The 26,569-nt window shown below is 65.7% G+C and carries 27 protein-coding genes; 15 read left to right on the top strand and 12 right to left on the bottom strand.

Annotation, left to right across the window (positions count from 1 at the left end):
* The first annotated feature begins 58 nt into the window (after positions 1-58).
* The 6 genes from E7811_RS08025 (at position 59) to E7811_RS08000 (ending at position 5,588) form a co-directional block, all read left to right on the top strand.
* Entirely contained in the window at positions 59-2,128 is a 2,070-nt protein-coding gene (locus E7811_RS08025) for a flagellar biosynthesis protein FlhA (RefSeq protein ID WP_136393995.1), read from the top strand.
* Entirely contained in the window at positions 2,125-2,898 is a 774-nt protein-coding gene (locus tag E7811_RS08020) for a flagellar biosynthetic protein FliR (RefSeq protein WP_246020262.1), read from the top strand. The genes E7811_RS08025 and E7811_RS08020 overlap by 4 nt, the downstream gene beginning before the upstream one ends.
* Complete coding sequence (gene flhB, locus E7811_RS08015; RefSeq protein ID WP_136393994.1) at positions 2,895-3,977, top strand: flagellar type III secretion system protein FlhB; 1,083 nt, start codon at positions 2,895-2,897, stop codon at positions 3,975-3,977. Before E7811_RS08020 ends, flhB begins: the two co-directional genes overlap by 4 nt.
* Positions 3,964-4,314 (top strand): hypothetical protein, encoded by a 351-nt coding sequence (locus E7811_RS08010; RefSeq protein WP_136393993.1) that lies wholly within the window; start codon positions 3,964-3,966, stop codon positions 4,312-4,314. The genes flhB and E7811_RS08010 overlap by 14 nt, the downstream gene beginning before the upstream one ends.
* Before the next feature lie 99 nt (positions 4,315-4,413).
* Entirely contained in the window at positions 4,414-5,355 is a 942-nt protein-coding gene (locus tag E7811_RS08005; protein ID WP_136393992.1) for a LysR family transcriptional regulator, read from the top strand.
* Positions 5,352-5,588: a sulfurtransferase TusA family protein gene (locus E7811_RS08000; RefSeq protein WP_136393991.1), complete on the top strand. Its 237-nt coding sequence runs from the start codon at positions 5,352-5,354 to the stop codon at positions 5,586-5,588. The genes E7811_RS08005 and E7811_RS08000 overlap by 4 nt, the downstream gene beginning before the upstream one ends.
* On the opposite strand, the gene mobA is transcribed toward E7811_RS08000, so the two are convergent.
* Positions 5,585-6,226, bottom strand: coding sequence for a molybdenum cofactor guanylyltransferase MobA (gene mobA, locus E7811_RS07995; RefSeq protein WP_136393990.1), 642 nt, complete (start codon positions 6,224-6,226; stop codon positions 5,585-5,587). The two genes, E7811_RS08000 and mobA, sit on opposite strands and share 4 nt — an antisense overlap.
* A 71-nt stretch (positions 6,227-6,297) precedes the next feature.
* Between mobA and E7811_RS07990 the strand changes: the two genes are divergently transcribed.
* The 9 genes from E7811_RS07990 to E7811_RS07950 all read left to right on the top strand — a co-directional run bounded on the left by E7811_RS07990 (position 6,298) and on the right by E7811_RS07950 (position 17,351).
* Positions 6,298-6,795, top strand: coding sequence for a DUF2478 domain-containing protein (locus tag E7811_RS07990; protein ID WP_136393989.1), 498 nt, complete (start codon positions 6,298-6,300; stop codon positions 6,793-6,795).
* A 102-nt stretch (positions 6,796-6,897) separates the two neighbouring features.
* Positions 6,898-8,910: a CocE/NonD family hydrolase gene (locus E7811_RS07985; protein ID WP_136393988.1), complete on the top strand. Its 2,013-nt coding sequence runs from the start codon at positions 6,898-6,900 to the stop codon at positions 8,908-8,910.
* 165 nt (positions 8,911-9,075) lie between these two features.
* Positions 9,076-10,137, top strand: a complete 1,062-nt coding sequence (locus E7811_RS07980) for a succinylglutamate desuccinylase/aspartoacylase family protein (RefSeq protein WP_168732949.1) — start codon at positions 9,076-9,078, stop codon at positions 10,135-10,137.
* Positions 10,138-10,169: 32 nt separating this feature from the next.
* A complete protein-coding gene (locus tag E7811_RS07975) occupies positions 10,170-11,771 on the top strand; it encodes a peptide ABC transporter substrate-binding protein (RefSeq protein WP_136393986.1) in 1,602 nt (533 codons plus the stop codon).
* A gap of 45 nt (positions 11,772-11,816) precedes the next feature.
* Complete coding sequence (locus E7811_RS07970) at positions 11,817-12,740, top strand: ABC transporter permease (RefSeq protein ID WP_136393985.1); 924 nt, start codon at positions 11,817-11,819, stop codon at positions 12,738-12,740.
* Complete coding sequence (locus E7811_RS07965; RefSeq protein ID WP_136393984.1) at positions 12,730-13,602, top strand: ABC transporter permease; 873 nt, start codon at positions 12,730-12,732, stop codon at positions 13,600-13,602. Before E7811_RS07970 ends, E7811_RS07965 begins: the two co-directional genes overlap by 11 nt.
* Positions 13,592-14,569, top strand: coding sequence for an ABC transporter ATP-binding protein (locus E7811_RS07960; RefSeq protein WP_136393983.1), 978 nt, complete (start codon positions 13,592-13,594; stop codon positions 14,567-14,569). The genes E7811_RS07965 and E7811_RS07960 overlap by 11 nt, the downstream gene beginning before the upstream one ends.
* Positions 14,566-15,540: an ABC transporter ATP-binding protein gene (locus E7811_RS07955; protein WP_136393982.1), complete on the top strand. Its 975-nt coding sequence runs from the start codon at positions 14,566-14,568 to the stop codon at positions 15,538-15,540. Before E7811_RS07960 ends, E7811_RS07955 begins: the two co-directional genes overlap by 4 nt.
* Positions 15,541-15,542: 2 nt before the next feature.
* Positions 15,543-17,351 carry a S9 family peptidase gene (locus E7811_RS07950; RefSeq protein ID WP_168732948.1) on the top strand — a complete coding sequence of 603 codons (1,809 nt, stop codon included), beginning with the start codon at positions 15,543-15,545 and terminating at the stop codon, positions 17,349-17,351.
* A gap of 100 nt (positions 17,352-17,451) precedes the next feature.
* Here the strand turns inward: E7811_RS07950 and E7811_RS07945 are convergent, their stop codons facing one another.
* From E7811_RS07945 to bchL, 11 genes are all read right to left on the bottom strand, one after another.
* Entirely contained in the window at positions 17,452-17,943 is a 492-nt protein-coding gene (locus E7811_RS07945; protein WP_136393980.1) for a c-type cytochrome, read from the bottom strand.
* 66 nt (positions 17,944-18,009) lie between these two features.
* A complete protein-coding gene (gene hemA / locus E7811_RS07940; protein WP_136393979.1) occupies positions 18,010-19,224 on the bottom strand; it encodes a 5-aminolevulinate synthase in 1,215 nt (404 codons plus the stop codon).
* Positions 19,214-20,041 carry a putative photosynthetic complex assembly protein PuhE gene (gene puhE, locus E7811_RS07935; protein ID WP_136393978.1) on the bottom strand — a complete coding sequence of 276 codons (828 nt, stop codon included), beginning with the start codon at positions 20,039-20,041 and terminating at the stop codon, positions 19,214-19,216. Before puhE ends, hemA begins: the two co-directional genes overlap by 11 nt.
* Before the next feature lie 97 nt (positions 20,042-20,138).
* On the bottom strand, positions 20,139-21,164 hold the full coding sequence (gene acsF / locus E7811_RS07930) for a magnesium-protoporphyrin IX monomethyl ester (oxidative) cyclase (RefSeq protein ID WP_246020319.1): 1,026 nt from the start codon (positions 21,162-21,164) through the stop codon (positions 20,139-20,141).
* 71 nt (positions 21,165-21,235) lie between these two features.
* Positions 21,236-21,532 (bottom strand): hypothetical protein, encoded by a 297-nt coding sequence (locus E7811_RS07925; RefSeq protein WP_136393976.1) that lies wholly within the window; start codon positions 21,530-21,532, stop codon positions 21,236-21,238.
* A 16-nt stretch (positions 21,533-21,548) separates the two neighbouring features.
* Positions 21,549-22,013: a photosynthetic complex assembly protein PuhC gene (gene puhC, locus E7811_RS07920; protein WP_136393975.1), complete on the bottom strand. Its 465-nt coding sequence runs from the start codon at positions 22,011-22,013 to the stop codon at positions 21,549-21,551.
* 10 nt (positions 22,014-22,023) lie between these two features.
* Positions 22,024-22,665, bottom strand: coding sequence for a photosynthetic complex putative assembly protein PuhB (gene puhB, locus E7811_RS07915; RefSeq protein ID WP_136393974.1), 642 nt, complete (start codon positions 22,663-22,665; stop codon positions 22,024-22,026).
* 64 nt (positions 22,666-22,729) lie between these two features.
* Positions 22,730-23,497, bottom strand: coding sequence for a photosynthetic reaction center subunit H (gene puhA, locus E7811_RS07910; protein WP_136393973.1), 768 nt, complete (start codon positions 23,495-23,497; stop codon positions 22,730-22,732).
* Positions 23,498-23,512: 15 nt separating this feature from the next.
* Positions 23,513-24,949 (bottom strand): PucC family protein, encoded by a 1,437-nt coding sequence (locus E7811_RS07905; RefSeq protein WP_136394281.1) that lies wholly within the window; start codon positions 24,947-24,949, stop codon positions 23,513-23,515.
* Complete coding sequence (gene bchM, locus E7811_RS07900; protein WP_136393972.1) at positions 24,946-25,614, bottom strand: magnesium protoporphyrin IX methyltransferase; 669 nt, start codon at positions 25,612-25,614, stop codon at positions 24,946-24,948. The genes E7811_RS07905 and bchM overlap by 4 nt, the downstream gene beginning before the upstream one ends.
* The gene (bchL, locus tag E7811_RS07895) at positions 25,614-26,510 is read right to left on the bottom strand and encodes a ferredoxin:protochlorophyllide reductase (ATP-dependent) iron-sulfur ATP-binding protein (protein WP_136393971.1); all 897 of its coding nucleotides are present in this window, start codon (positions 26,508-26,510) and stop codon (positions 25,614-25,616) included. Before bchL ends, bchM begins: the two co-directional genes overlap by 1 nt.
* Positions 26,511-26,569 lie beyond the last annotated feature (59 nt).

Raw genomic sequence — 26,569 nt, 5'->3', positions numbered from 1 at the left:
AGCTGACCGGACTTGAGCCCACCCCGAAAGACAGTGCGAAAGACAGCCGAGAGACGCCATGACCACCGCCTGGACCATCGTGAAGCGCCCGACGATCCTGCTTGCCCTGGCGTTGATGGCGGTGATCGTGATGATGGTCTTGCCGGTGCCGTCCTGGCTTCTGGATCTGGGTCTCGCACTGTCCTTCGCTCTGGCGATCCTGATGTTCACCATCACGCTTTTCGTCGAAAGGCCGCTCGATTTCTCGGCCTTCCCGACGATCCTGCTGGCCTCGCTGATGCTGCGGCTTTCGCTGAACGTATCCTCGACCAAGCTGATCATCGGTCAGGGCCACACCGGTACCGACGCGGCGGGACATGTCATCCAGGGCTTTGCCGATTTCATCATGGGGGGCAGTGTCCTTCTGGGTGTGGTGATCTTCTGCGTTCTGATGATCGTCAACTTCGTGGTGATCACGAAGGGCGCGGGGCGGATGGCCGAGGTCGGCGCAAGGTTCGCGCTGGACGGCATGCCGGGCAGGCAGCTTGCGATCGACAGCGACATGGCGGCCGGCGCCATCGACCATGCCGAGGCGAAGGCCCGACGCGAACGCGAACTGGCCGAGACGAACTTTTTCGGCTCGCTCGACGGCGCGTCGAAATTCGTCAAGGGCGACGCGATCGCCGGGCTCCTGATCACGGCGCTCAACATCGTGGTCGGGCTGGTCGTCGGTGTGGCGCTTCACGGCATGCCGATGGCGCATGCCTTCGAAACCTATGCCATCCTTACGGTCGGCGACGGGCTGGTTTCGCAGATCCCGGCGGTCATCATCTCGATCGCCGCGGCGCTGCTGCTGTCGCGGGGCGGTGCTTCGGGCGCGGTCGATGTGTCGATGATGGCCCAGCTTGGCCGCTATCCGGCCGCCCTGGGAACCGTCAGCCTGCTGATGGCCCTTTTCGCCTTCGTGCCCGGCCTGCCGTTCATTCCCTTCATTCTGGGAGCGATCATGCTTGGCGGGGCGGCCTGGCTTGGCGCGCGCCGCGACCTGCGGCCGATGCCGGATGCCAACGCCGCCGCTGTCACGGCTATGCCCGCCCCCCTGGGCGATGTCCTCGACTTCGACGAGATCCACATCGAATTCTCGCCTGATCTGGTCGCCCTGGCGCTGGACCCCGCGACGGGTATGGATGGGCGCATCCGCAACATGCGCAGCCATGTCGCCACCACCTATGGCCTGATCCTGCCGGAAATCCGGCTGACGGATGATCCGGCTCTTGAACCGGGGGCTTACCGCATCCGGCTGCAAGGGGTGGAATGGGCGAAGGGCCGCATCGTTTCAGACCGCGTCCTCTGCCTTCTGGATGACCGGACCGAGGCGCCGCCGGGTCCTGACGTCAGCGAACCCGTCTATGGCGCTCCCGCCCGATGGATCGCGCGGTCCGATCACGATACCGCCGCCCTGTCCGGCCTGACCGTCGTTTCACCGACCGAGGTTCTGGCCACCCATCTTCTGGAAGTGCTGCGGGGCAATCTGGCGCGGCTTCTGTCCCTCAAATCCCTCAGGCGGCTGCTGGACGAATTTCCCAATGTGTCCGATCCGGCCCGGGCGGAGGCGAACCGGCGCCTGCTGGCCGACCTGATCCCTGAAAAGGTGCCCGTGGACCTGCTTCTGTCGGTCCTGCGGCTGCTGTTGGAAGAGCGTGTTTCCATCCGCAACCTTCCCTTGATCCTCGAATCCATTGCCGAGGCGCGAAGCGCAGGGTCGGCCGAGGCTGTCTGTGAACATGTGCGGCGACGCCTGGGGTTCCAGATCATCGCCGGACAGAAGCGCGACGACGGGTCGATCCCGCTGATCCAGCTGGCCCCGGATTGGGAACGGCATTTTGCCGAACATCAGATCGAGGGCGAACGCGGCCTGGTCGACGTGGCGCTGCCCCCGGCGGATTTCGGCAGGCTGATCACCGGCATCGCCGACCAGTTCCGCCGCGTTTCGGAAAGCGGGACAAGACCCGCCCTTGTCACCTCGGCGCTGCGCCGCCGCTTTCTGCGAACCGTGGTCGAGGCGAAGGGCCTGCCGATGCCCGTGCTGTCCTACGATGAAATCGGGGTCACCGCGCGGCCCGCGATGGTGGGGACGGTGCCCGCGTGACGGCCCTGTACCAGATCGCCCTGATCGCCATCGAACAGCTTCAGGCGATGCTGATGGCGGCCTATCCCGTCCTGTTGCGGATCGGTGCGGCCATGGCATTGCTGCCCGCCCTGGGCGAGGCGAGCGTGCCCATGCGCGTGCGTGCCGCGCTGGCCCTTGCGCTGACCGTCGCGGTCACGCCCGCGCTTGGGCCGGAGGCCGCGCCGGCTCTGTCCTTGCGCGTGATCGTCACCGAAACGGTGGTTGGCCTGTGCATCGGCTTTCTGCTGCGTCTCTTCGTGCAGGCCTTCCAGATCGCCGGTGCGATCATGGCCCAATCGGTGGCGCTGTCGCACCTTTTCGCCGCGCCGGGTGTTGAACCCTCGCCGGTTCTGTCGAACCTGCTTGTCTGGGCGGGTCTGGCGCTGTTCGTCCTGTCCGGCATGCATGTCGAGGCGGTCCGGCTGATCGTCTTGTCCTACAGGCCTTTCCCCGCGGGCGAGGCGCTGTCGGCCGGTTCCTTCACGGCCTGGGGCGTGGCCAATCTGGCTCATGTGTTCGGTCTGGCGCTGGCTCTGGCGGCGCCGTTCGTCGCGGTCTCCCTGCTGTTCAACCTCGCGCTCGGGGTCATCAACCGGGCCATGCCGCAACTGATGGTGGTCTTTGTCGGCGCCCCGGCGATCACCCTTCTGGGCCTTGTCCTTCTGGCCGTGACGGCGCCCCTGATCCTGGCCCATTGGGGGCATGACGCCGGTGCGGCGCTGGCAGACCCGTTCGGGGGGCGCAGATGAGCGAGGAACAGGACGCCTCGGAAAAGGAACATGAACCAACGCCAAGGCGGCTGGAACAGGCGCGAGAGAAAGGCGACGCACCCCGCCTGAATGACCTGACATCGGCGGTGTCCTTTCTGGGTCATGCGGCGGTCGTCTGGCTTCTGGGGGCGTGGATCGTGCAACAGGCCGGGCCGGTGCTGGCGCATTTTCTGGCCCGCCCCGGGCCGCTTGCCGCACAGCTGCTGTCGCCGTCGCCGCCGATGATGCCGTTCCTGCATCTGGGTCTGGTGGGGGCGACGCTGTTCCTTGTGCCGATGGCCGTGATCCTTTTGTTCCTGATCGCCTTCAAGGGCATCCTGATGACGCCCGAAAACCTCATGCCGAAACTGTCGCGCATCTCGCCGATCGCGAATGCCCGCAACAAGTTCGGCCGCACCGGCCTCGTGGAATTCGCGAAGAACACGGTAAAGCTGTTTGCCATCGCCGCCGTGCTGATCTGGTTCCTGAAGGGCCAGGGCGAGGGGATCGCGCTGCTTGCGCAGATGCCGATTGGGTTGGCGCTGCCGCAGATCTTTGCGCAGATGCTGGCCTTTCTGGCGCTGGTCGTGGGCGTAAGCCTTGTCATCGCAGGCGCCGATCACCTTTGGCAGAAGGCCGATTTCCTGCACCGCAACCGGATGAGCCGGAAAGAACTGATGGATGAACTGAAGGATCAGGAGGGCGACCCCGCCACAAAGGCAAGGCGCCGACAGCGCGGGATGGACATCGCGCAGAACCGGATGCTGGCCGATGTGCCGAAGGCCGATGTGGTCATCGTCAACCCCACGCATTACGCCGTCGCCCTGCAATGGGGCCCCGCATCGGGACGGGCGCCTGTCTGTCTGGCCAAGGGCGTGGATGAGGTCGCCGCGCGCATCCGCGAAAGGGCGATGCTGGCGGGCGTCCCGATCAGGTCCGATCCGCCAACGGCACGGGCGATCCACGCGGTCGTGGCCCTGGGCGAGGAAATCCGCCCCGAACACTACCGCGCCGTCGCGGCCGCGATCCGCTATGCCGAACGCATCCGCAAGCTGGGCAAGGCCCATGCCCGACCGTGATCCCAGGCTTGTGCGGCTGGTTCGCCTTGCCGAACTGATCCGCGACCGGGATCTGGGCGCCTGTAGGGCCGCGATCGCGCGCGAAGACCGGATCGCCCGCCAGATCGCGGCGACCACATCCCAGCCGATCGACCTGCCCGAATGGCAGGGCGATCCGCGCCCGGCGCTGGCCTACAACCGCTGGTGCGATGACCGCCGCGCGCTCTTGAACGTCGAACTGGCGCGGGCAAGGGCGGAAAGCGCGGCGCTGAAACAGGCCGCGCAACGTGCCCTGGGCCGGCACGACGTGTTGACGCAGATCGCGGACCGGGGGCACCCAACCCGGAACCGGCCCTGACGGGGATGTGCGGCGGTGGCGCGCGACAAGCCGGTTGCCTTGGCGCGCGTTTTTCTATTCGATCCGCCTATCGAAGAAACCGGTTTCGATGGGTCAGACATGATCGGAAAACTTGAAATGCTGATCGCGCTGGCGAAGGAACAGCATTTCGGCAAGGCCGCCGAAAGCCTTGGCATCACCCAGCCGTCGCTGTCCACGGGCATCCGCCAGCTTGAGGAACAGTTGGGCGTGAAGCTTGTGCAACGGGGGTCGCGCTTTCGCGGGCTTACGCCCGAGGGGCTGCGTGCGCTGGACTGGGCGCGCCGGATCGTGGGCGATGCGCGCCGCCTTCGGGAAGAGATGCGGTTTTCCGGCACGGGTCTTGCGGGCCAGTTGCGGCTGGCCGTGGTTCCCACCGCCCTGACATGGGCCTCGCGACTGGCCGCGTCCTTCAGCGAAAGCCACCCCAAGGTCAGCTTTACCATCCTGTCGCGCACCTCGGCCGAGGTGCTTGAGATGCTGGAAAACCTCGATGTCGATGCCGGGATCACCTATCTTGACAATGAACCGCTTGGCCGCGTCTCGACCTGCTTTCTGTACCGGGAAACCTATACGCTGGTGTGCCGGAAGGATCATCCGCTGGCCGACAACACGAGCATCGAATGGGCCGACCTGAAGGACCAGCGGCTTTGCCTGCTGACGCCCGACATGCAGAACCGCCGCATCATCAACCGCTGCTTCATGGAGGCGGGCATCGCCCCGACGGCCTCGATCGAAAGCAACTCGACGGTGGTTCTGGTGGCCAACGTCAGCCACGGCGACTGGGTCACCATCCTGCCCAATGACATGGCCGAGTTCCTGACAACCGGCAAGGATCTGCGGATCGTGCCGATCCGGCAATCGGGGGCCGTGCCTTCGGTCGGTCTGATCGCCGCGCATCAGGAACCCCATACGCCCGTTCTTCAGGCGCTGATGGATACGGCGCGCACGCTGGTTTCGCCGCCGCGAAGGACGTCGGCCAAGGTGGACGGGGCGGGGCGACAGGGCTATAGCGGGCCATGACCTGGGACGAGGATCTGGACGCGATCGGGCTTTTGTGCCCGCTGCCTGTCTTGCGTGCGCGCAAGCGGTTGCTGGGCATGGCGCCGGGGCAGACCCTGCGCCTTCTGGCGACCGATCCGGCCGCCGTGATCGACGTGCCGCATTTCTGCGCCGAAGCGGGACACGAGTTTCTTGAAAGCCGGGCTGAAGGCGATGCCACCGCCTATTTCATCCGCCGGGGCGGCGGCCTTTAGGCCTGGGGGCAGATCGGCAGCAGGCGTTCGGCCTGGGCCAGGTCGTCGGGCGTGTTGATGTTGAAGAATGGGTCCACCGTCCCCGTGGCAAAGGGCACGAGTGTCGCGCCCTGCCGTTCGGCCCACAGCATCACCTTTCGATCCCCGCGCGCCAGCGTTTCGCGCAGGTCGGTGGCAAGGCCGACCGGCCACAGGCCAAAGGTGGGATGGGCGCGCAGAACGCCGGGCGCCGTTTCTGTCGCCGCGATGGCCGGGCCGCCGGACCCCCCGGCCCAAAGCCGACGCACCAGATCGCGGGGAAGGAAAGGGGTGTCCGTCGACACCGTCACCACATGGCCGAACCCAAGGCCCCCGGCCCAGTCCATCGCCGCCAGAACCCCGGCAAGCGGGCCCGGCTGATCGGGCAGGGGATCGGGCAGGACGGTGCCGGAAAAACGGCCCGGATCGCCATTCGCGCTGATTGCCAGCGCCGCGACCTGCGGCGCCAGACGGTCGCGGACGTGATCGGCCAGCGCCCGCCCGCCCAGAGGGATCAAGGCCTTGTCCACGCCGCCCATGCGGCTTCCCCGGCCACCGGCAAGGATCACCCCCGCGATGGGGAGAAGGGACTCGGGCGGGGTAGGGGCGGCGGCGGTCATGGCTTTGCTTCCAATGGGGGCGCGTGCCATGTAAGCAGGCACAGGCGCGGAAACACAAGGCGGCGGACCCCATGCTTGCATTCATCAGTTGCGACGAACGCGGCAAGGCCAACCGCATCCTCGCCGATCTTGCCCGTGATCTTGAGGCGCGCGGCTGGCCGCTGGCCGGGGCGGTGCAGGTCAACGTCGCAGGCGCCGACGACAAGTGCGACATGGACCTGCATGTCCTGTCGACGGGTCGCGTGGTGCGCATCACCCAGGATCTGGGGGCGCTGTCGGAAGGCTGCCGCCTTGATCCAGACGGGCTTGAACAGGCTGTCGGGCTTGCCGCGGCGGTTCTGGACACCGGCGCGCGACTGGCCATCGTGAACAAGTTCGGCCGGACCGAGGCCGAAGGCCGCGGTTTTCGCCCGTTCATCGGCCAGGCGCTGGCCTCGGGCGTGCCGGTCATCCTTGCCGTGGGACACGGCCATCGCGCGGCGTTCGAAACCTTTGCCGAAGGGATGGCCACCGAACTGCCCGCCGATCCGGCCGCCGTTCTGGACTGGTGCACCGCGACCGCCGTTTGATGCCCCCCGGACAAACGCGCTGGGGGGTTCGCCCGCGCCGGCGTTTGACAGCCGCGGGAAGGCTGGTGCAGTGTCGGCAGACACGGTCAGCCGGAGCGATGCTTGACAACCGTCCGCACCCAGTTTCCCCACCCGGTCGAGGTTGTCGAAAACCTGTTCATTCCCTTGCCCGACGGCACCCGGCTTGCCGCGAAACTGTGGCGGCCCGCCGGGGCCGATCCGGTTCCGGCGATCCTGGAATACCTTCCCTATCGCAAGCATGACGGCACCCGCACTCGCGATCAGGGCCTGCACATGTATCTGGCGGGGCATGGCTATGCCTGCCTGCGCGTCGACATCAGGGGCACCGGCGAAAGCGAGGGCGTGATCGTCGACGAATACACGCCTGTCGAACAGAAAGACGGTAGCGATGTCATCGCCTGGATTGCCGCGCAGGACTGGTGCGACGGGCAGGTCGCAATGATCGGCATCAGCTGGGGCGGGTTCAACGGGTTGCAGATCGCCGCCCGGCAGCCGCCCGCGCTGAAGACGGTGATCGCGGTCGGCTTCACCGATGACCGCTATGCCACGGATGTGCACTACATCGGCGGTTGCCTGTCGAAGGACAACATCGACTGGTCAGGCACGATGATGGCCTCGCAGGATCTGCCGCCCGATCCGGCGATCCACGGCCCGGCCTGGCGCGACATCTGGATGGACCGGATCCGGGCGAACCGTCCCTGGGGGTTGACCTGGCTGGCCCATCAGCGGCGGGATGGCTACTGGCGGCAGGGATCGGTCTGCGAGGTTTTCGCCGCGATCCGCGTGCCCGTCTATGCGGTGTCGGGTTGGGCCGACAATTATTCCGAAGCGGTGCCGCGTCTTCTGGCGGGCCTGTCATCGCCCTGTCGCGGGCTGATCGGGCCCTGGGCCCATTCCTTTCCGCATGACGTGACGGTGGAACCCGCCATCGGCTGGCTGCAAGAGGTCATCCGCTGGTGCGATCACTGGATGAAGGGGCGCGATACCGGGATCATGGACGAACCGGCGCTGCGTGTCTGGATGCAGGACAGCGTGCCGCCCGCCACCTGCTATCGTCATCGCCCCGGCCGCTGGGTGGGCGAGGATGCCTGGCCATCGCCCCGGATCCGTTGGGAGGCTCTTCACCCTGTGGGCGGGAGGTTGGCGGCCGCACCGCAGGCGGGTTTGGCGCGGGTCCGGTCCCCGCTCTGGGTCGGTCTGGCCGCGGGCGAGATCGGACGCTATGGCGATGAAGCCGACTGGCCGACCGACCAGCGCGAGGATGACGCGGGCTCGCTGGTATGGCAGAGCGAACCCCTGCCCGACCGGGTCGAGATCCTGGGCGCGCCCCGGCTGACGCTGCGCGTGGCGTCCGACAGGCCGCTGGCGCTTGCCGCTGTCCGCCTGAACGATGTGGCCCCTGATGGTTCGTCGACGCGGGTGACGCTGGGCCTTCTGAACCTGACGCATCACAAGGGGCACGACCGGCCCGAACCCCTGACACCGGGGGAGTTCATCACGGTGGTAGTGGAACTGGACGACATCGCCCATGCCTTTCCTGCGGGCCACCGGATCGGCCTTTCCCTGTCATCGACATACTGGCCGATTGCCTGGCCCTCGCCGGAGCTGACGATGCTGACGGTCGATTGCGGGCAGACCAGACTTGACGTGCCGGTGCGCCCGCCGCGTGCCGCGGATGCCGCCCTGCGCGCCTTCGATCCTCCGGAACACGCGCCGCAGAGCCCGGTTACCGATCACCCCGTCACGCCCGGGCATCCGCGCCGAGTGACGCGCGATCTTTTGACCGGGCGGATCACGGTGGATTTCCCGCGCTGGACCTATGACCACACGATGACGGACATCGGCATCCGCCAGGCATCGGAAGGCTTCGCCCGCTATGAAATCATCGATGGCGATCCTTTGTCGGCCTGCCTTGTCACCCGGTATCGCGTCAGCCAGATCCGCGCCGATGCAACGCTTGGCCATGAAAGCGAAACGCGGCTGTCCTGCGATGCGACGCATTTCCATCTGTCGGCCTGGCTGCGGATCACCGAAAACGGACATGAGGTGTTTCGTCGCGCCTGGAACGAGGCGATCCAGCGCGACCATATCTGAAGCCGTCAGGCCGGGCCGGTTACCGCAGGAGGTAACGACAATCCCGCTTGACGCCCGTTTCGCATCGGGCCTACGCTTTCCCTCGTTCGGGCCAGGGCCCATGAGGAGTGTATGAGGTCCGAATCCGTTTCCCTGTCAGCGGTCAGTCCGGGATCGTCCCGCACAATGACATGCCATGTCTGGGGGGAACGCGAGGCGCGGCCAAAGGTCTATCTGCACGGCGGGCTTCATGCCGATGAAATGCCGGGGCCGCTGGCTCTGTGGCATCTGATGGATCGTCTGGACGAAGCCGAACGTCAGGGCCGGATCACTGGGCAGGTGTCGGTCGTGCCGCTGGCCAACCCGATCGGCCTGATGCAATGGGTCCAGAACAAGCCGCAGGGCCGGCAGGATCTGGAAACCATGCGCAACTTCAACCGCGGGTATCCCGATCTTGCGGCGCTTGTCGGCGATGATCTGGACGGGGTGCTGACGGATGACCCCGATCACAACAAGGCCGCGGTCCGGGCGGCATTCGGCGCCGCGCTTGCGCGCGTCGCGCCCCTGACCGAACCGGACGAACTGCGCCTGCGCCTGATGCAATGGTCGCATGACGCCGATTACGTGCTTGATCTGCATTGCGATCACGTCGCGATCCTGCATCTTTACGCCTCGGGCCTTCGCCCGGCCGATACCGAACTTCTGTGCCGTTCGATCGGGGCGGAACTGGCGCTGGTTCAGGATGTGTCGGGCGGGAACGCCTTTGACGAGGCGCATACCGCCCCCTGGCGCGATCTGGCCGCGCGCCACGCCGGGCGCCACCCGATCCCGGCGGGATGCTTTTCATCGACGCTGGAATATCGCGGTCAGGGCGACGTTGACGACGCGACCGCCGCGCGGGACGCTGAAAACCTGATGGTCTTTTTGGGTGCGGTCGGCGCGGTTTCGGGCACGGCGGCCCCGGCCCATCCGCTGCCGCCGCTCTATCCCCTGGGCGGCGCGGTCGAGGCTTTCGCCCCCCAGGGCGGGATCGTGACCTGGCTGCATTGCCCCGGCGACAGGGTCGCGACCGGGGATACGTTGGCCCATGTCTCGGACCCGACGAAGCGGCAGCGCTTGCCCGTCCTTTCACCTGCGACCGGAATCCTGTTCCGGCGCGAACTCTGGCCTTTCGTGATGAAGGGTCAGGGCATGTGCCATGTCGCGGGGGAAACGATCCTGCGGCAGGGCCACCTGCTTTCCGACTGAACCATAACACAGATGAACAGGGAGTTTTCGAGATGAAGGGAACCGGATTGTCAAACTGGCTTGCCTCGGCGGCGATGGCGCTTGCCCTGGCGGTTGCATCCCCGGCGCTTGCCACCGATGGCGTGCTGGATCGGGGCATCGGATCAGAATGGTCGTCGCTTGATCCGCATGTGAACTTCGACGCGGCCGCAGGCTGGATCCAGTCCGACGCCTACGAGGGGCTGGTGAATTTCGATGGCGAGGGCAAGGTCATTCCCGGCGCCGCCGAAAGCTGGGAGGTCAGCGAGGATGGCAAGACCTACACCTTCCGCCTGCGCGAGGGCCTCAAATGGTCGAACGGCGATCCCTTGGTGGCGCAGCAGTTCGTTGACGGCATCCTGCGCACGCTCAATCCCGAAACGGCTTCGGAAAAGGGGTATTACTTCTATTCCGTCATCCAGATCAAAGGGGCCGAAGCGCTGGCCAACGGGGAAACCACCGACCCGGCGACCCTGGGCGTAACCGCACCCGATGACCGCACGGTCGTGGTGGAAATGGAAACGCCTGCGCCGCATATCCTTGACATCATGGGATCGTTCCAGGTCGCGCCGCTGCATGGCCCAAGCTATGCCGAGGCTGGTTCGGCGGTGTTCATTGACCCGGCGAAGGTCGTCGGAAATGGCGCCTATGTCATCAAGGAGGTCGTGCCCCAATCCCACGTCCTGCTTGAGGCGAACCCGAACTACTGGGATGCGGCCAATGTCTCGATCAAGCAGGTGAAATACCATGTGACCGAGGATGTCGTGACCGAACTGAAACGCTTTCAGGCGGGCGAGATCGACATCACCTATGACATCCCCGTCAACCAAATCGACCAGCTGAAAGCCGACATGCCCGACGAGGTCATCATTGGCCCGTCGACCGAAGTGACCTACTACACCTTCAACCTGACCAAGCCCGAACTGCAGAATATCGACGTGCGCCGCGCCCTGTCGCTGGCCATCGACCGAGAGCTTCTGCAGGAAAAGATCGTCAAGGGCGGTGCGATCCCGTCCTATTCCTATGCGGGGGGCTTCGACCCCACCTATCAGGGTCCGACCATTCCCGAAGCGTCGATGACGCAGGCGGACCGCAACGCCAAGGCGCAGGAGTTGATGGCGGCGGCGGGCTTCGGGCCGGACAATCCGCTGAAGCTGAACATCGTGACCACCGTGGCCGAAGACCGCATCCGCCTGGCGCAGGGCATTTCCCTGATGTGGAAGCAGACGCTGGGTGTCGAGGCATCGGTCGAATCGCTGGAACGCAAGGCCTGGCTTGATTCCTTCTACGCGGGCACCTGGGATGTCTTCGCCGACAACCTCGTGGGCGATTTCGCCGGCGCCGAGACGTTCCTTGCCTACATGCGGCCTTCGGCGGATGCCGGGTATAACTGGGACAAGCCGGAATTCGACGCCCAGATGGATGTTGCGGCAAGCAAGGCAGATCGCGCCGAACGCAACGTCGAACTGGCCAAGGCCGAACAGATCCTGCTGGACGACGTCCTTTTCGCGCCGATCGCCATCGAACCTTTCCGCCGTCTAGTGTCGAAGAAGGTCAAGGGCTATGCCGTCTCGGTCGCGGGCTACAACAACAGCCAGTTCCTGTCGCTGGAATGAGCATGGGGCGGGGCGGGCCACGGCCCGCCTCGCCGGGGCCCTCGCATGATCCGATTCGTGGTGAAACGGTTGTGGAACGGGGCGTTGACGCTGGCCGCGCTGGTCACGTTGACGTTCTTTGTAATGCGGCTCGCCCCCGGTGGGCCGTTTTCCAAGAACCGCAAGCTGTCGCCCGAAGTCATCGCCAATATCGAGGCAACCTATCATCTGGACGAACCGCTGTGGATGCAGTTCGGCCGCTTCGTCTGGGGCCTGCTGCGGCTTGATCTGGGGCCGTCCACGCGGTTCAGGGATTATTCGGTGGGCGACATCATCGCCTCGGGCCTGCCCTATTCGCTGACCATCGGGTTCTGGGCCGTGATCGTGGCCACCACCGTGGGAATCGCGCTTGGCGTCGCCGGGGCCTTGCGCCGCAACGGGTTCACCGATTACGCGGCGGGCACCATCGGCGTGATCGGGATCGCCATACCGATCTTTGTGATCGGACCGGTCATGCAGGCGGTCTTTGCGCTGAAGCTGTCCTGGGTGCCGGTGGGCGGCTGGAACGATGGCTGGCGGTCGCTCATCCTGCCGGTGATCGTGCTGAGCCTTCCGAACATCGCCTACATCTCGCGTCTGACGCGCACCTCGATGATTGAAACCATGCGTGAAAACTATGTCCGCACCGCGCGCGCCAAGGGAATCGGTGAATGGCGCACGATCTGGCGTCACACGCTGAAGGGCACGCTTTTGCCGGTGATCGCCTATCTGGGGCCTGCGACCGCGGCCATCATCACCGGGTCGATCCTGATCGAGACGATCTTTGCCCTGCCGGGCATCGGGCGGCATTTCGTCGATGCGGCTCTGAACCGGGATTACCCGCTGGTGATGGGGATCACGCTACTGTACGGCGGGCTTCTCATCCTGTTCAACATCGCCACGGACCTGGTTCGCGCCTGGCTAGACCCGAGGCTGCGCCATGACGGTTGAGATCGTCCCGCCGCGCCCGGTATCGACGCTGGGCCTTCAGTTCCGCCGCTTCCGGCGCAACCGGCTTGCGATGGCGTCGGTCTATGTTCTGACCCTCATCGTTCTGGCCTGTTTCTTCGGGCCGATGTTCTTTCCCTTCACCGGGCAGGATGCCGATTTCGGCAACATCTCGGCCCCGATCGACCTGTTCTCGATCCATCCCTTCGGCACCGACGATTTCGGTCGCGACCTTCTGGTGCGGGTGCTGGAAGGCGGGCAGGTTTCGCTGACCATCGGCTTTCTGGGCGCGCTGGTGGCGGGCGTGATCGGCGTGCTTTACGGTGCCGTCGCGGGCTATGTGGGCGGCAGGCTGGACGGGCTGATGATGCGCCTGGTCGAGATCCTGTACGGCTTTCCCTATGTGATCCTCGTGATCCTTTTGAGCCTGCTTCTGGGTGGCGGCAACGTCGCGCTGTTTGCCGCCATCGTCTTTACCCTGTGGCTGACACCCGCCGTGATCGTTCGGGCGCAGGCGCAGTCGCTGGCCCGCAAGGAATTCATCGAGGCCGCGCGGGCGGGCGGGATGACGCACCGGCAGATCGTTGTCGAACATATCGTGCCGAACTGCGTTTCGGTGGTGATCGTCTACGGCAGCCTGCTGGTGCCCGAGGTGATCCTGTCGGAAAGCTTCCTGTCCTTCCTGGGCATCGGCATCAAGGAGCCGCAGGCAAGCTGGGGCAACCTGATCCAGGCCGGGACCGCCGCGATGGATACCGACCTGAGGCTTCTTCTGCTGCCCGGCACGATGCTGGCCATCGTGCTGTTCTGCCTGAATTTCATCGCCGACGGGCTGAGGGACGCATTTGATCCGAATGACCGCTGAACCGCTTCTTTCGATCCGCGACCTGTCCGTGCGCTTCCGCCTGCCCGAAGGCGAGGCGGTGGCGGTGGATGGCGTCAGCCTTGACCTGATGCCGGGCGAGGTTCTGGGCATCGTCGGCGAAAGCGGGTCGGGGAAAAGCCAGATCCTTTATGCGATGATGGGGCTTCTGGCCTCGAACGGGCGGGCCGGGGGGCAGGTCCGGTTTCAGGGGCAAGACCTGCTGTCGCTGCCGCCCCGCGCGCTGGACCGCGTGAGGGGCCAGTCGTTGTCGATGATCTTTCAGGACCCGATGACATCGCTGAACCCTTTCATGCGCGTCGGCGATCAGTTGGCGGAAACGCTGCGCGTGCATCAGGGCCTGTCGCGCGATGCGGCGTGGAAGGCGGCCGTGGCCATGCTGGACCGTGTGCGCATCCCCGACGCCGCCAGCCGCGCCCGCCGCTATCCGCACGAATTTTCCGGCGGAATGCGTCAGCGCGTGATGATCGCGATGGCGCTGCTGGCAAAGCCCCGGCTTTTGCTGGCGGATGAACCGACGACCGCGCTGGATGTGACGATTCAGGCGCAGGTGCTGGATCTGATGGCGGAACTTGCGCGCGAAACCGGCACCTCGATCATTCTGGTCACACATGATCTGGGCGTGGTGGCGCGATTGTGCGACCGGGTGGTGGTGCTTTATGGCGGTCGGGTCATGGAAGAGGCGCGCACCGAAACCCTGTTCGACAATGCGGCCCATCCCTATACGCGCGGGCTTCTGGCGGCCATGCCGCGGCTGGAAGCCCCCCTGACGCCGCGGCTGGGCACCATACCCGGCACGCCGCGGTCGGGCGGCGGCGACGTGTCGGGATGCCCCTTTGCCCCGCGCTGCCCCGACCGGATCGACATCTGCACGAAGGCCCGCCCGCCGATGCGGATCACCGGCGAGGGGCGCCGCGCCGCCTGCCATCTGGTGGAGGAAGCGCAATGACCCTGCTTGAGGCGCGCAATCTGGGCGTGGGGTATCAGGTGGCCTCGGGCGGGCTTTGGCAAGGATCGCGGTTCCTGCCCATCGTGCTGGACGTGTCGCTGTCGCTGGAGCCGGGCCGGACGCTGGGCATCGTCGGCGAAAGCGGCTGCGGCAAGTCCACGCTGGGCCGCGCGCTGCTGCGCCTGATCGAACCGAACGAAGGCCAGGTCCTGTGGCAGGGCCAGGACATGGCCGCGATCCCGGCCGAGGACCTGCGCCGCCGCCGGGCCGAGATGCAGATCATCTTTCAGGACCCGGTCGCGGCGCTTGATCCGCGGATGACGCTGGGGCGGATCGTGTCGCGCCCGCTTTCCACCTTCGAACCCGGTCTGTCGCGCCGCACCGCCCGCGACCGCGCGGTCGAGGCGCTGGAACAGGTGGGCCTGTCCGCAGATTTCGCCGACCGTTATCCGCATGAACTGTCCGGGGGGCAGGCGCAGCGCGTGGGGATCGCGCGTGCCATCATCGGTCGGCCGAAGCTGATCGTTTGCGATGAACCGGTTTCCGCGCTGGATGTCTCGATCCAGGCGCAGGTCATCAACCTGCTGATGGACCTTCAGGAACGGATGGGTCTGGCGCTGATCTTCATTTCGCACAATTTGGCCGTGGTGCGCCACATCAGCCACGACGTGATGGTGATGTGCCTTGGCCGGGTCGTCGAAACAGCGCCGCGCGATGCCTTTTACGCCGGCCCGCTGCATCCCTATTCGCAGGCCCTCATGCAGGCCGTTCCGGAACCCGACCCGCGCCGCGAACGCGGGCGTCTGGGCACCGCCCTGCCGGGGGAACTGCCTTCGGTCCTGAACCCGCCGCCGGGCTGCGTCTTTGCCGGGCGCTGCCCGAAAGCCACCGATCTGTGCCGCACAACCCGGCCCGAGCTGCGCCCGCTCGGGCCGGGGCGCGCGGCCGCGTGCCACCATGTCGAGGACTGATGATGCCTGATCCCGCCGCGCTCTGGGCTGCCGTGCCGCTGATGTCGAATGTCCATGCCTCGGGTGACGGGCGATGGGCGTTCTGGTGCTGGTCGGGCCTTGCGGAAACCGACGAGGTCTGGTGCGCGCCGACCGATGGATCGGCACCGCCCGAACGCCTGACCACGGGGCAAGATCACTTCCTGATCCGCGACGTGTCGCATGACGGGATGCGCCTGATCCTCGCGCAGTCGGTTCATGCCTGCGAACATGACCACCTGCTGCTCTTGGACCGGTCCACCGGGGCGCTTTCGCAACTGACCCCCACTCAGACAAGCCATTACCTTTACGGAGGCTCTTTCACCCGTGACGATTCCGCCGTCATCTTCACGGCGAATTTCAATTACGACCGGGGCGAGGTGACAGAGGGCGGCTGGATCTGGCGTCAGGATCTGGCGACCGGCGCGCGCACCTGCCTTGCCCGGTCGGATACGCCGTTCGAGACCGGGCCCAGGCTTTCGCCCGATGGCACGCGCCTCTTGTGGCACCGGCACGAATACGCGCCTGCGGGCACGCAACTTTGGGTGCTGGGCGTGGATGGCGGCAACGCCGTCGAGGTGCTGAACCTGGGCCCCGCCAGCAACGCCCGCGGCGTCTGGCTGGATGATGACCGGATCGCCTTTGTCGCCGATCAGGATCGGCGCGACGGGCTGGGCATTCTGACCCTTTCGACCGGAAAGGTGGACTGGCTGGCGCGCGAGCCTGACCTGTTCCCCTTCGAATGTCTGGCCGGGACAGGCGCGGACTTCGCCTGCATCGTGCACGAACAGTCAAACACCCGCGCTGTTCTGGTGGACCCCAAGGGCGCGATCCGGCCCATGCCGAACCTTTCAGGCCGCCGCAGCCTGCTGCCCCATGATGCCCTGCCGGGCGGCGGCTGGCTGGCCGAGGCCTATGATGCCGATGCGCCGCACGATCTGGTCGCGGTGGCGGCCGATGGCACCTGCACCCTGCTGGCGCGGGCCGCGCCAGAACCCGGCCGCCGCCACAGCCGCCCGCAGGATTTCCGCTGGACTTCGCCCGACGGGCGACCGATGCAGGGCTGGCTCTACCGCCCCGAAGGCGTGCCGCGCGGCCTGATCGCCTATGTCCACGGTGGCCCGACCTGGCATTCCGAAGACTGGGTCAATCCCAAGATCGGCTTCTGGGTCCAGATGGGATATGCTGTTCTGGATTCGAACTATCGCGGCTCCACCGGCTTTGGCTACGACCACCGCGAGGCGGTGAAGGAAGACGGCTGGGGCGGACGCGAACAGGCCGACATCCGCGCCGGGATCGAGGCCGCGCTGGCCGCGGGCATCCCCGGCCCTGTCGCGGTGGCGGGCAATTCCTATGGCGGGTTTTCCTCATGGTGCGCGATCACCCGGCACACCGATCTGGTGACGGCGGCCATTCCGATGTGCGGGATGTACCGGCTGGACATCGACTATCACGAAACCGAAATGCCCCATGGCCGTGCCTATTCCGAAGAGATGATGGGCGGCACGCCCGAAGAGTTCCCGGAAAAATACGCCAACGCCTCGCCCGGCAATTTCATCGACCGGATTCGCGGGCATGTGATGATCGTTCACGGTCTGGCCGACAGCAACGTGGGGCCGGAAAACACCCATGTCGCGCTGCGCGAGCTGACGGCGGCGGGCATCCCGCACGAGGCGATGCTGTTTGAAAACGAAGGCCACGGCGTGTTTCGCCGCAGCAATGTGGAAACCTACCTGACCCGGTCGGCCGCCTTTCTGGAACGCGCCTTCCGCGAGGGCATCCGGCAGGACTGATCCCGAAGGACGGCGGCAGGAACAGAAAGGCCCCCGTCATCATCCCGTTTGGGGGGTGACGGGGGCCTTTTGCCGTGCATCGGGCCTTGCGGCCGGATAGTCAGTTCGAAGCGGGCGCAGCCTCGCCTTCCGCGGGGGCCGCTGCCGCATCGGCGGCGGGCGACAGGGACGCGATATAGGCATAGACGTTGCGCGCGTCTTCCTCTTTCGGCAGCTTGAAGCTCATCTTCGACTTGGCCGATTTGTCGCCGGTCTTCTCGCGCAGGAAGTCCACCGGATTGGCGACATACGCGACAAAACCCTCTTCTTCCCAGGCGTAACCGCCCGCACCCACGGCGACGATCGATTCACCGTAGTTGAAGCCCTCGTAGGTGCCGGCGACGCGGCCGGGCAGGCCATAGAGGTTGGGTCCGGTCTTGGCGTTACGGCCGCCAAGCACGTTTCCATCGGCATCCGCGATGACGTGGCAGGTCTGGCACTTGGCGAACACTTTCGCACCGGCTTCCGCATCGCCCGTCGGGTTCGCGATGGCAGGGGCGGACCCAAGGGCCAGCAGTGCCGCGGCGCTTGCCGCAATCGTTCTGACGTTCATTCTTTCCTCCCGGAAGTGGTCGATTGATCTGGAATTGTGTTGGCTGTCGGTAAAGTCAAATCACGCTCATGCAACCGCGTGGGCGACGGCGCAGCGCTGCCAGAGTGCCGTCAGCGCGTTCACGAGATGGTCGATATCCTCGGGCCGGTGCAGCGGGCCGGGCGTGATGCGCAGCCGTTCGGTGCCCTTCGGAACCGTGGGGTAATTGATCGGCTGCACATAGATGCCCCAGTCCGCCATGAGCATGTCCGAGATCATCCGGCACTTCACCGGATCGCCGATCATCACGGGGATGATGTGGCTTTCGTTCGGCATGTGGGGGATGCCGCGCGCATCCAGCGCCGCACGCACCGCGGCGACATTCGCCCGTTGCCGGTGGCGTTCGGCATCAGAGTGCTTGAGGTGTCGCACGGATGCCTGCGCCGCCGCCGCGACGGCAGGGGGAAGGGCGGTGGTAAAGATGAAACCGCTTGCGAAACTGCGGATGAAATCCACCAGATCCGCCTTGCCGGTGACATAGCCGCCCACGACGCCGAAGGCCTTTCCCAGCGTGCCTTCGATCACGTCGATACGATGGGCCAGGCCGCGTTCCTCGCTGACGCCGCCGCCGCGCGGGCCATACATGCCGACGGCATGGACCTCGTCGATGTAGGACAGTGCGCCATGCGCCTCGCAGACCTCGACGATCTCGCGGATGGGGGCGATGTCGCCATCCATCGAATAGACGCTTTCGAAGGCCACGATCTTGGGCCGGTCGCCCACGGCCTTCAGCTTGCGGTCAAGGTCGCGCCAGTCGTTGTGCTTCCACAGCACCTTGTCGGCGCGGGAATGGCGGATGCCCTCGATCATGCTGGCGTGGTTCTTTTCGTCCGAAAGGATCACCGCGCCGGGGATCTTTGCACCCAGCGTCGAAAGTGCCGCCCAGTTCGACACATAGCCCGAGGTGAACAGAAGCGCCGCTTCCTTTCCATGCAGATCGGCCAGTTCGCGTTCCAGCAGGACGTGGTGGTGATTGGTGCCGGAAATGTTGCGCGTCCCGCCCGCCCCGGCGCCGCAGGCGCGCACGGCTTCGACCATCGCCTCGACGACGACGGGGTTCTGCCCCATGCCAAGGTAGTCGTTCGAACACCACACGGTCACTTCTTCCTGCGTGCCGTCGGGGCGGTGCCGTTCGGCGCGCGGAAAGGTGCCGCAGCGGCGTTCGAGGTCTGCGAAGATGCGGTAGTTGCCCTCTGATTTCAGATCGCCAAGGCGGTCACGGAAGAAGCTGTCAAAATCCATCGGTCTGTTTCCTTGGCAAGGGGCCTGGGGCGGTGGGTGGCGTGGTCGGCGCGGCCTCGGGCAGCATCCAGCGCCACAGTTTCTGGTCGGGCACGGGCACGACCATGAAGAGATGTTCGATCAGCGCCAGCGCGGTCAGAACGGCCAGCAGCAGATAGCCGATGAACGGCGCATCCTCCTGCGCGGCGGCGGCCTCGGCGCCCCAATGGGCAGTGGCCGCCGCCAGCCCGAGGATCGAGACGGGAAGAAGCGCGGTCATCGGTGCCTTGCGGAAATGGCTGGGCAGATGCGCAAGCGGCCGCGGCAGGAATTCGGTGTGGATCCGCGGCGCGCCGAAGAACAGGTTCAGCTTGGCCGAGATGCGGGCGAAGAACAGCGTGGCGAAGGTCAATGCGGCAAAGGGATTGGCGGTATCCAGGCTGAGGTGTGTCAGCACCAGAAGCCCCGCAATCAACGCCAGTTCGTGCCACAGGATCGTCCCGATCGCGCGCCATAGCCGTTCCGGCAGGCGCGCGCCCGCAGGGCAAGGTTCGCGCGTGGGGCCGGTCAGCACGCCTGAAAGGAAGGCCAGCTCGATCCAGCCCCAGAGGGCCAGCGCCGAAAGAAAGCCGCCATAGACACCCGCGACCGAAAGGTCGTGCACGGTGGCATGTGCGGCGATCGCGCCACCGACCAGCAGCGGCAGGCCCAGAAGGACCGACCACAGGTGATCGTCGGGCCCGCCCAGATCGGCGCGGCGGACGCGCCACAGGATGGCCCCGGTCGAGGCCCACCACAGGAAGATGGCCGATGCGGCGACGATCCACGGATTGGTCATATGCGGCACCCCCATGACAGGGGTGCCGCACCGGGTGCCGGGACGCGCCCATCCCGCACCGCAGCCACCGCATGAGCGGTGGTATGGGAGTTACCGGTCAATACGACGGCTCCAGCCGCACGTTGGCGGGCGGAGTCCTCGGTATGACCGGGATCAGATAAAGCCGCGCGAAGGCAAGCCCCGCGCGCGCCGAGGCCATGGCATGTGCGATGCGGCCGCCCAGGCCACCGCGGCGCTTTGCGCGTTCCATGTCCAGCATCGCCGCGTTCATCTTGCGGAGCGTCGGAATCCACGCCGGATGGTCGATGTCGATCTCCATCGGAAAGACCTGCCGGGCGATGGTGGATGTCTTGCGGAACACCTCCTGGTCATACCAGTCGATGTCGACGCCAAGCGCCTCGTGAAAATCCTTGCGGGCATGGTCGCGCACCCACATCGTGGAATAGACGGCGACAAGGAAGAACTTGATCCACAGCTTGTTGGTGAAGCTTTCCGTCAGCTTCGGATCGGTGCGCATCAAGAGGGCGAAGGCCTCGCCATGGCTGAACTCGTCGTTGCACCATTCCTTAAACCACTTGAAAATCGGGTGGAACCGGTGTTCGGGATGCGCCTCAAGGTGGCGGAAGATCGTGATATAGCGGGCGTAGCCAATCTTTTCCGACAGATAGGTGGCGTAATAGATGAACTTCGGCCGGAAGTAGGTGTATTTCTTGGCCTTGGTCAGGAAGCCCAGGTTCACCGCCACGCCCGCCTCCCGCAGCGCATCGTTGATGAAGCCGGCATGCCGCGCCTCGTCGCGGGCCATGTAGTTGAACAGCTCGCAGATGTCGGCATTGGTGCCGCGACGCTTCATTTCCTTGTAAAGCACGCATCCGGAAAACTCGGCCGTGCAGGATGACACCAGAAAGTCGATGAATTCGGCCCGCAGTTTCGGGTCCATCCCTTCCCAGTCGACATGGTCCCAGTCGGCGGTCTTCTTGAAATGGCCCTTGTTCGGGTCCGATTTCATTTGCGCCAGGAGCGCGTCCCACTGTTCGCGGACGGGGGATACGTCGATCCGGTCCATCTCGTCGAAATCGGTGGTGTAGAAACGCGGGTTCAGCAGCGTGGTTTCGGTGGCCATCGCCGTGGTGTCGAACCGGTCCGAAAGCTCGGCATGCAGTTCACCGTGCGTGGTGTCGAAAGTTGCGTCTTTCATGCCATCAACTCCTCGCTGAACGAGAATTCACAAAGTTCCATGAATTCCAGATCGCCGGTCAGGCGGGTCCACCAACGTTCGATCATCGAGGCGCGGGTGATGGTGGCGGTGCGCTGTTCGACCAGCAATTCGCCGAAGGCGGCAAGGATCGGCGCACCATGCACCAGAACCTCGTCGCCCGGATGGATGACGGCCCCGTTGTCAAAGCGCACATGCGCATGCAGGCTTTCGAAACGGTGGCTGACCTCGACCGTGCAGGGCACGGTTTCCCTTTCTTTCGTGAAAAGTCCCATAGTGCGTTTCCCTTTGTTACTTGTGGGCCATCAGCCGTTCGAATGCGGCTTTGTTGTCCTTGCCGAAGGCGTAGAGTTCGATCGACGCCTTGGAATGCGGGTCTTCCGCCACAAGCCGCCCGTTGTCGTATTGCACGATGCGGATCGGCGGGTTTCCGGGCACGCGGGCCACGGTGCGTTCGCGGGCCACGGCGTTCTGGATCACGGTGATGAAGCCGCCGTGATCGAGTTCCATCAGAAGCGTGCCGTCGGCGTCATAGACGGTGACGGCCTGCGCGCTGCGCCCTTCCAGGATGACCAGCCGTTCTGCCACGACGTTGCCTGCGGCGGGCTGGCCCACAGGGGGGCGGTCTGTCAGGACGGCAAAGGTGGTGATCGCCAGTGCCGCCAGCGCCAGCGCCAGCATCGCCCACAGAAGGGCGCGCGGGATCATCTCGCGTTCGGGGCTGGGACGGTTCGCCAGGGTCTTGAGATAGGCCATGATGAACCCCCTATTCCGCAGCGATCGGTTCGCCTGCCGCCGTCGGGCGGCGGGTCACGACCGGTTCGTTCAGGCGCGTCTGCGCGGCATCGGCCAGGATTCGGGCCACACGGGCGGCATCGGGGATGCAGCGCAGCGCAGGCTGCACCTTGCGCGCAAATCCGGGCCGCAGGTGAGGCCAGAGCACAAGGTAGGAAAGCTGCGCGCCTTCCGTCAGCTCCAGCGCGATGGTGCCGGTGCCCGACACGGGGCGGATGTCGGCGCTGGCGGTCGCGATGCGGGTGAAGGGAACCGTATAGGTGACCTGAAGCGCCGCGCCGATGCGCAGGATCACGCGGTTCGAGGTGATCGAATAGATCGCCGCGCGGGCGCTGGCCCAGGCGAGGACGCGGATCACCGCATATCCGGCCAGCGCGAGCACGAGGTAGGGCAGGAAGACGGCCAGGGACCGCGCAAGCCCGCCATCGGCAAAGGCCGCGCCGCCGCGCCAGACCGCGATCAGCAGAAGGTAGCCGGTGATCCAGTTGATCTTGAAGGCTTCGCGCGCCAGCGCCTTTGCATCGGGGCTGCCTTGCCAGAGAAGTGCCTCGCCTTCCGGCAGGGGCGCCGGCAGGCCGGGCTGCGGCTCGAAGCGGAAATCGTGGTCTGACATGGCAGACCCTCCGTCACGTAGGGTAAGACGAAGCGGCGCGGGCGCGCGCCGCTTCCCTTCGTGGTCAGAAGCCGCGCTTGCGGCCCTTGGCGTAAAGCCAGCCCGAGGCGACATAGGCCGAGATCTTGTCTTCCTCGAGCTTGGTCACCTTGTCTGCGGCGGCCGTTGCGGGGATGTCGTCGAACAGGTCGGACGTCAGCGCATTGATGCGCACGCGATCCGACCAGATCTTGCACATGGTCATCGGCACCAGCCGCGACTTGCCGCTGTTCAGGTCGATTTCCAGATAGCGGACAAGCTGTTCGGGCACGTCGATCCACATGTCCTTGATCCGGCCGACGACCTCCAGATCGCCCGCCTGAACCGGCAGACCGCGCGGATCGCCACCGGCGCTGACGGCCATGCCGTCGATCTTCGACATCGGCTGGATCTTGGCGTGGCCGTGGCCGTCAAGTTCGGCGGCGTCCTTGCGCGGAACCCATGAGGCAGGGCCGACACCGTCAAGCATCGGGTTGCCCGTGGGCATGTGCGGGAAACCCTCGGACACGGCCGTGCGGGCCAGCGCCAGATCGGCACGGCGATGCGCGGCCTCGTTTGCGGCCGAGGGCAGCGTGACCGAACCCTGTCCGTTCGGCAGGATCACCGTCTTGGGCTTCGGCACGGGGAATGGGCCCTGATTGGGGGCAACGGACCCGTCCTCGTTTTCCAGAGGATAGCCTTCGCGCATGTTCTCGGTCTGCAGGTAGTAGATGAGCAGGGCGAAGAAGCCCCAGAACAGCCAGATCGAAAGGCTGGCCAGATCGAAATTTCCAAAGAAGTTGACACCAACCATCTGGGTCCTCCGTTGTCAGGTTGGGAATTCGGCGAGACGCAAACGCGTCTGGCCTTGGTCCGGTGTGGCAGGGTTCAGGCTGCCGATCCGGACAAGCGGGCCCAGAACGGCAAGGGTAAGGAAAAGCAGGGCGATCTCGATGTGATAGACCACGGAATAGCCAAGGCTGATGTCGTGGACCGCGCCGACAAGACCGCTGTCGACGATGTGGTTGACAGCATCCCGCAGGACCCCGCCGATCAGGATCGCAAGGCCTGCGGCGGTGGCCTGTGCCGACCCCCAGGCGCCAAGCGCAAGCCCCGCGCCGGCGCTGCGCTGCGCCTGCGCCATCGCGGCATTCAGGGTCGACAGGCCGAACACGCCGTTGCCCAGACCGATGGCGAAGGCCCCGGCATAGAACAGCGCGGCGCTGTCCAGCGGGCTTGCGAAGATGACGGCGGAAAAGGCGGCGATGCCGAACAGCAGGCCACGGGCCGCCTGGCGATAGGGTTCCGCCCCCTGCGACAGGCGCTGCGTTGCCCAGATGAAGCCCAGAAGCGCACCAAGCGCCCAGACCCCGGTCAGCAGCGTCGTGGCGGAAACCGAAAGGCCCAGGACCTGGCCGCCGTAGGGCTCAAGCAGGACATCCTGCATGTTGAAGGCCAGCGTGCCGATGAACACCACGACCAGAAGCCGCCGCGCGCCATCCTGTGCCATCAGGTCCTTCCAGGCGGCGGCGAAGGCCGGACGCGGCGCCGCGCGTTCGGCCGCCGACATCGGGCGCACACGTTCCTGTTTCCAGAAGGCGATGATGTTCAGAACCAGGGTCGCCGCGCCGCAGCCCTGCACCACGCGCACCAGCAGGATCGGTTCATAGTCGCGCAGAAGCCAGCCGACGATGATCGCCGAAATCCCCATGCCGACAAGATAAAGGATGTAAAGCATCGCCACGACGCGCGGCCGGGTATCATCGGAGGCGCGGTCGGCGGCAAGGGCAAGGCCCGCGGTCTGGGTCATGTGCATGCCCAGACCGGCCATGAGGAAGGCCAGCGCGGCCAGAACCTCGCCCGCCCATGTCGGCCCCTTGAACTGGTCGCCCGACAGCACGATCAGCGCGAAAGGCATGACGGCCAGCCCGCCCATCTGCCAGAGCGACCCGAACCAGAGATAGGGAATGCGCTTCCACCCCAGGGCCGACCTGTATGTATCGGACCGGTGGCCCAGAAGCGCGCGGAACGGGGCGACCAGAACCGGAATGGCGATCATCATCGCCACCACCATCGCGGGCACCGAAAGTTCCACGATCATCACGCGGTTCAGCGTGCCCAGAAGCAGCACCTGCGCCATGCCGACCGAAATCTGGAACAGCGCCAGCCGCCAGAGCTGGCCAAGCGGCAGATCGGCAGAGGCCGCATCGGCAAAGGGCATCCAGCGTGCCCCCAGTTGTGCCACATGCTTGCGCCGGATGATCATCTGCGATGCTCCAGACATTCCGAGATGTAGAAACCCGATGACACGCGCCCGACGCGATGCAGCTGGCCGGGGCAATGCCGCGCCAGCCTGCGGGGATCGTGCGGCACCATGACCGGCGACCGGTCCGACCGGGGAAACAGCTTGCCCATCGACCAGAAGGCCATCAGGAACGGCGTGCGCGGCGCGACGGTGAAAACGATGTTGCGGGCGCAGCGGTGCGACAGCTCGTCGATGATCTGGCCGATGTCGCGGTCGCGGTAATAGATCAGGCTGTCCATCGCCAGGGCGTGATCGAACCGGCCAAGCGCGGGGTCGGTCATGTCGCCGGCGTGAAACTCCACAAACCCCGCCAGATCGGGATCGAGCCTGCGGCGCGCGATGCCGATCAGCTGGGGCGAGATGTCGACGCCCACCACATGCGCGCCGCGCCGCGCCAGTTCGGTGGCCATCGCACCGGTGCCGCAGCCCGCATCCAGAACCCGCGCGCCGGTCAGGTCGGCGGGCAGGCGCGACAGCATCAGCGCGCGCATCCGGTCGCGCCCTTCGCGGACGGTCTCGCGGATGCGGCTGACCTTGTCGGATGAGGTCAGCCGTTCCCAGGTCTGGGTGGCGGTGCGGTCGAAATAGGTTTCGACCCGGTCACGGGTAAGGCCGTAGTCGGACATCAGTCGAACCCCAGCAATTCAAAGATTTCGCGGTCGGGCAGGGGCATCGGTGCCAGCGGGTCGGTTCCTGTCCACAGGCTTTGCGCAAGGCGCAGGTATTCGGCCCGCGCCAGTTCGATGTCGGGTTCGTCCGGCATCTCGAACAGCGTCTTCTTCTTCAGCCGCGACCGGCGGATCGCGTCATAATCGGGCATATGCGCCAGCCGCTTGAATCCGACACGCGCGCAATAGCGGTCGACCTCGGTCGTGGCGCGCGACCGGTTGGCGATGCAGCCGGCCAGGCGAACCTTGTAGTTTGCCGATTTCGCCTGCACGGCGGCGATGATCCGGTTCATCGCATAGATGCTGTCAAAGTCGTCCGCCGTGACGATCACCGCGCGATCCGCATGTTGCAGGGGCGCAGCGAACCCGCCGCAGACCACATCGCCCAGGACGTCGAAGATCACCACGTCGGTGTCTTCCAGCAGGTGATGCTGTTTCAGAAGCTTGACCGTCTGGCCCACGACATAGCCGCCGCAGCCGGTCCCGGCAGGCGGCCCGCCCGCCTCGACGCATTTGACCCCGCCCCAGCCTTCGGTGATGTAGTCTTCGGGCCGCAGTTCCTCGGCGTGGAAATCGACCTCTTTCAGGATATCGATCACCGTCGGTTGCAGTCGCCCCGTCAGGGTGAAAGTGCTGTCGTGCTTGGGGTCGCATCCGATCTGAAGCACCCGCTTTCCCATGGCGGCAAAGGCCGCCGACAGGTTCGACGAGGTGGTGGATTTGCCGATCCCGCCCTTGCCGTAGACGGAAAAGACCTTGGCCCCCTCGATCTTCAGCGCCGGGTCCATCTGGACCTGCACCGAGCCCTCGCCATCCAGCCCGCGCAGGTCGGGGATCTCGTCTCTCGGGCTCATGTCGTCTCCTTCCCGGAACCGATGGTCCCGATTTTCTGTCCCCAAATATCCCGGGGGGT

Origin of the sequence: Aliigemmobacter aestuarii, assembly GCF_004799285.1 — a bacterium.
Lineage (GTDB): Bacteria > Pseudomonadota > Alphaproteobacteria > Rhodobacterales > Rhodobacteraceae > Aliigemmobacter > Aliigemmobacter aestuarii.
This window is presented reverse-complemented; position numbering and strand designations above follow the sequence as displayed.

Coding starts and splice junctions, on each gene's coding strand:
- bchM (WP_136393972.1), bottom strand. CDS start 25,614: ATGTCCGACTACGGCCTTACCCGTGACCGGGTCGAAACCTATTTCGAC.
- E7811_RS07950 (WP_168732948.1), top strand. CDS start 15,543: ATGCCTGATCCCGCCGCGCTCTGGGCTGCCGTGCCGCTGATGTCGAAT.
- puhC (WP_136393975.1), bottom strand. CDS start 22,013: ATGGCCTATCTCAAGACCCTGGCGAACCGTCCCAGCCCCGAACGCGAG.
- E7811_RS08000 (WP_136393991.1), top strand. CDS start 5,352: ATGACCTGGGACGAGGATCTGGACGCGATCGGGCTTTTGTGCCCGCTG.
- E7811_RS08010 (WP_136393993.1), top strand. CDS start 3,964: ATGCCCGACCGTGATCCCAGGCTTGTGCGGCTGGTTCGCCTTGCCGAA.
- puhB (WP_136393974.1), bottom strand. CDS start 22,665: ATGTCAGACCACGATTTCCGCTTCGAGCCGCAGCCCGGCCTGCCGGCG.
- E7811_RS07925 (WP_136393976.1), bottom strand. CDS start 21,532: ATGGGACTTTTCACGAAAGAAAGGGAAACCGTGCCCTGCACGGTCGAG.
- E7811_RS08005 (WP_136393992.1), top strand. CDS start 4,414: ATGATCGGAAAACTTGAAATGCTGATCGCGCTGGCGAAGGAACAGCAT.
- mobA (WP_136393990.1), bottom strand. CDS start 6,226: ATGACCGCCGCCGCCCCTACCCCGCCCGAGTCCCTTCTCCCCATCGCG.
- E7811_RS07975 (WP_136393986.1), top strand. CDS start 10,170: ATGAAGGGAACCGGATTGTCAAACTGGCTTGCCTCGGCGGCGATGGCG.
- E7811_RS07955 (WP_136393982.1), top strand. CDS start 14,566: ATGACCCTGCTTGAGGCGCGCAATCTGGGCGTGGGGTATCAGGTGGCC.
- E7811_RS07965 (WP_136393984.1), top strand. CDS start 12,730: ATGACGGTTGAGATCGTCCCGCCGCGCCCGGTATCGACGCTGGGCCTT.
- acsF (WP_246020319.1), bottom strand. CDS start 21,164: ATGGCCACCGAAACCACGCTGCTGAACCCGCGTTTCTACACCACCGAT.
- puhE (WP_136393978.1), bottom strand. CDS start 20,041: ATGACCAATCCGTGGATCGTCGCCGCATCGGCCATCTTCCTGTGGTGG.
- flhB (WP_136393994.1), top strand. CDS start 2,895: ATGAGCGAGGAACAGGACGCCTCGGAAAAGGAACATGAACCAACGCCA.
- hemA (WP_136393979.1), bottom strand. CDS start 19,224: ATGGATTTTGACAGCTTCTTCCGTGACCGCCTTGGCGATCTGAAATCA.
- E7811_RS07960 (WP_136393983.1), top strand. CDS start 13,592: ATGACCGCTGAACCGCTTCTTTCGATCCGCGACCTGTCCGTGCGCTTC.
- puhA (WP_136393973.1), bottom strand. CDS start 23,497: ATGGTTGGTGTCAACTTCTTTGGAAATTTCGATCTGGCCAGCCTTTCG.
- E7811_RS08025 (WP_136393995.1), top strand. CDS start 59: ATGACCACCGCCTGGACCATCGTGAAGCGCCCGACGATCCTGCTTGCC.
- E7811_RS07945 (WP_136393980.1), bottom strand. CDS start 17,943: ATGAACGTCAGAACGATTGCGGCAAGCGCCGCGGCACTGCTGGCCCTT.
- E7811_RS07905 (WP_136394281.1), bottom strand. CDS start 24,949: ATGATCATCCGGCGCAAGCATGTGGCACAACTGGGGGCACGCTGGATG.
- E7811_RS07990 (WP_136393989.1), top strand. CDS start 6,298: ATGCTTGCATTCATCAGTTGCGACGAACGCGGCAAGGCCAACCGCATC.
- E7811_RS07980 (WP_168732949.1), top strand. CDS start 9,076: ATGACATGCCATGTCTGGGGGGAACGCGAGGCGCGGCCAAAGGTCTAT.
- bchL (WP_136393971.1), bottom strand. CDS start 26,510: ATGAGCCCGAGAGACGAGATCCCCGACCTGCGCGGGCTGGATGGCGAG.
- E7811_RS07970 (WP_136393985.1), top strand. CDS start 11,817: ATGATCCGATTCGTGGTGAAACGGTTGTGGAACGGGGCGTTGACGCTG.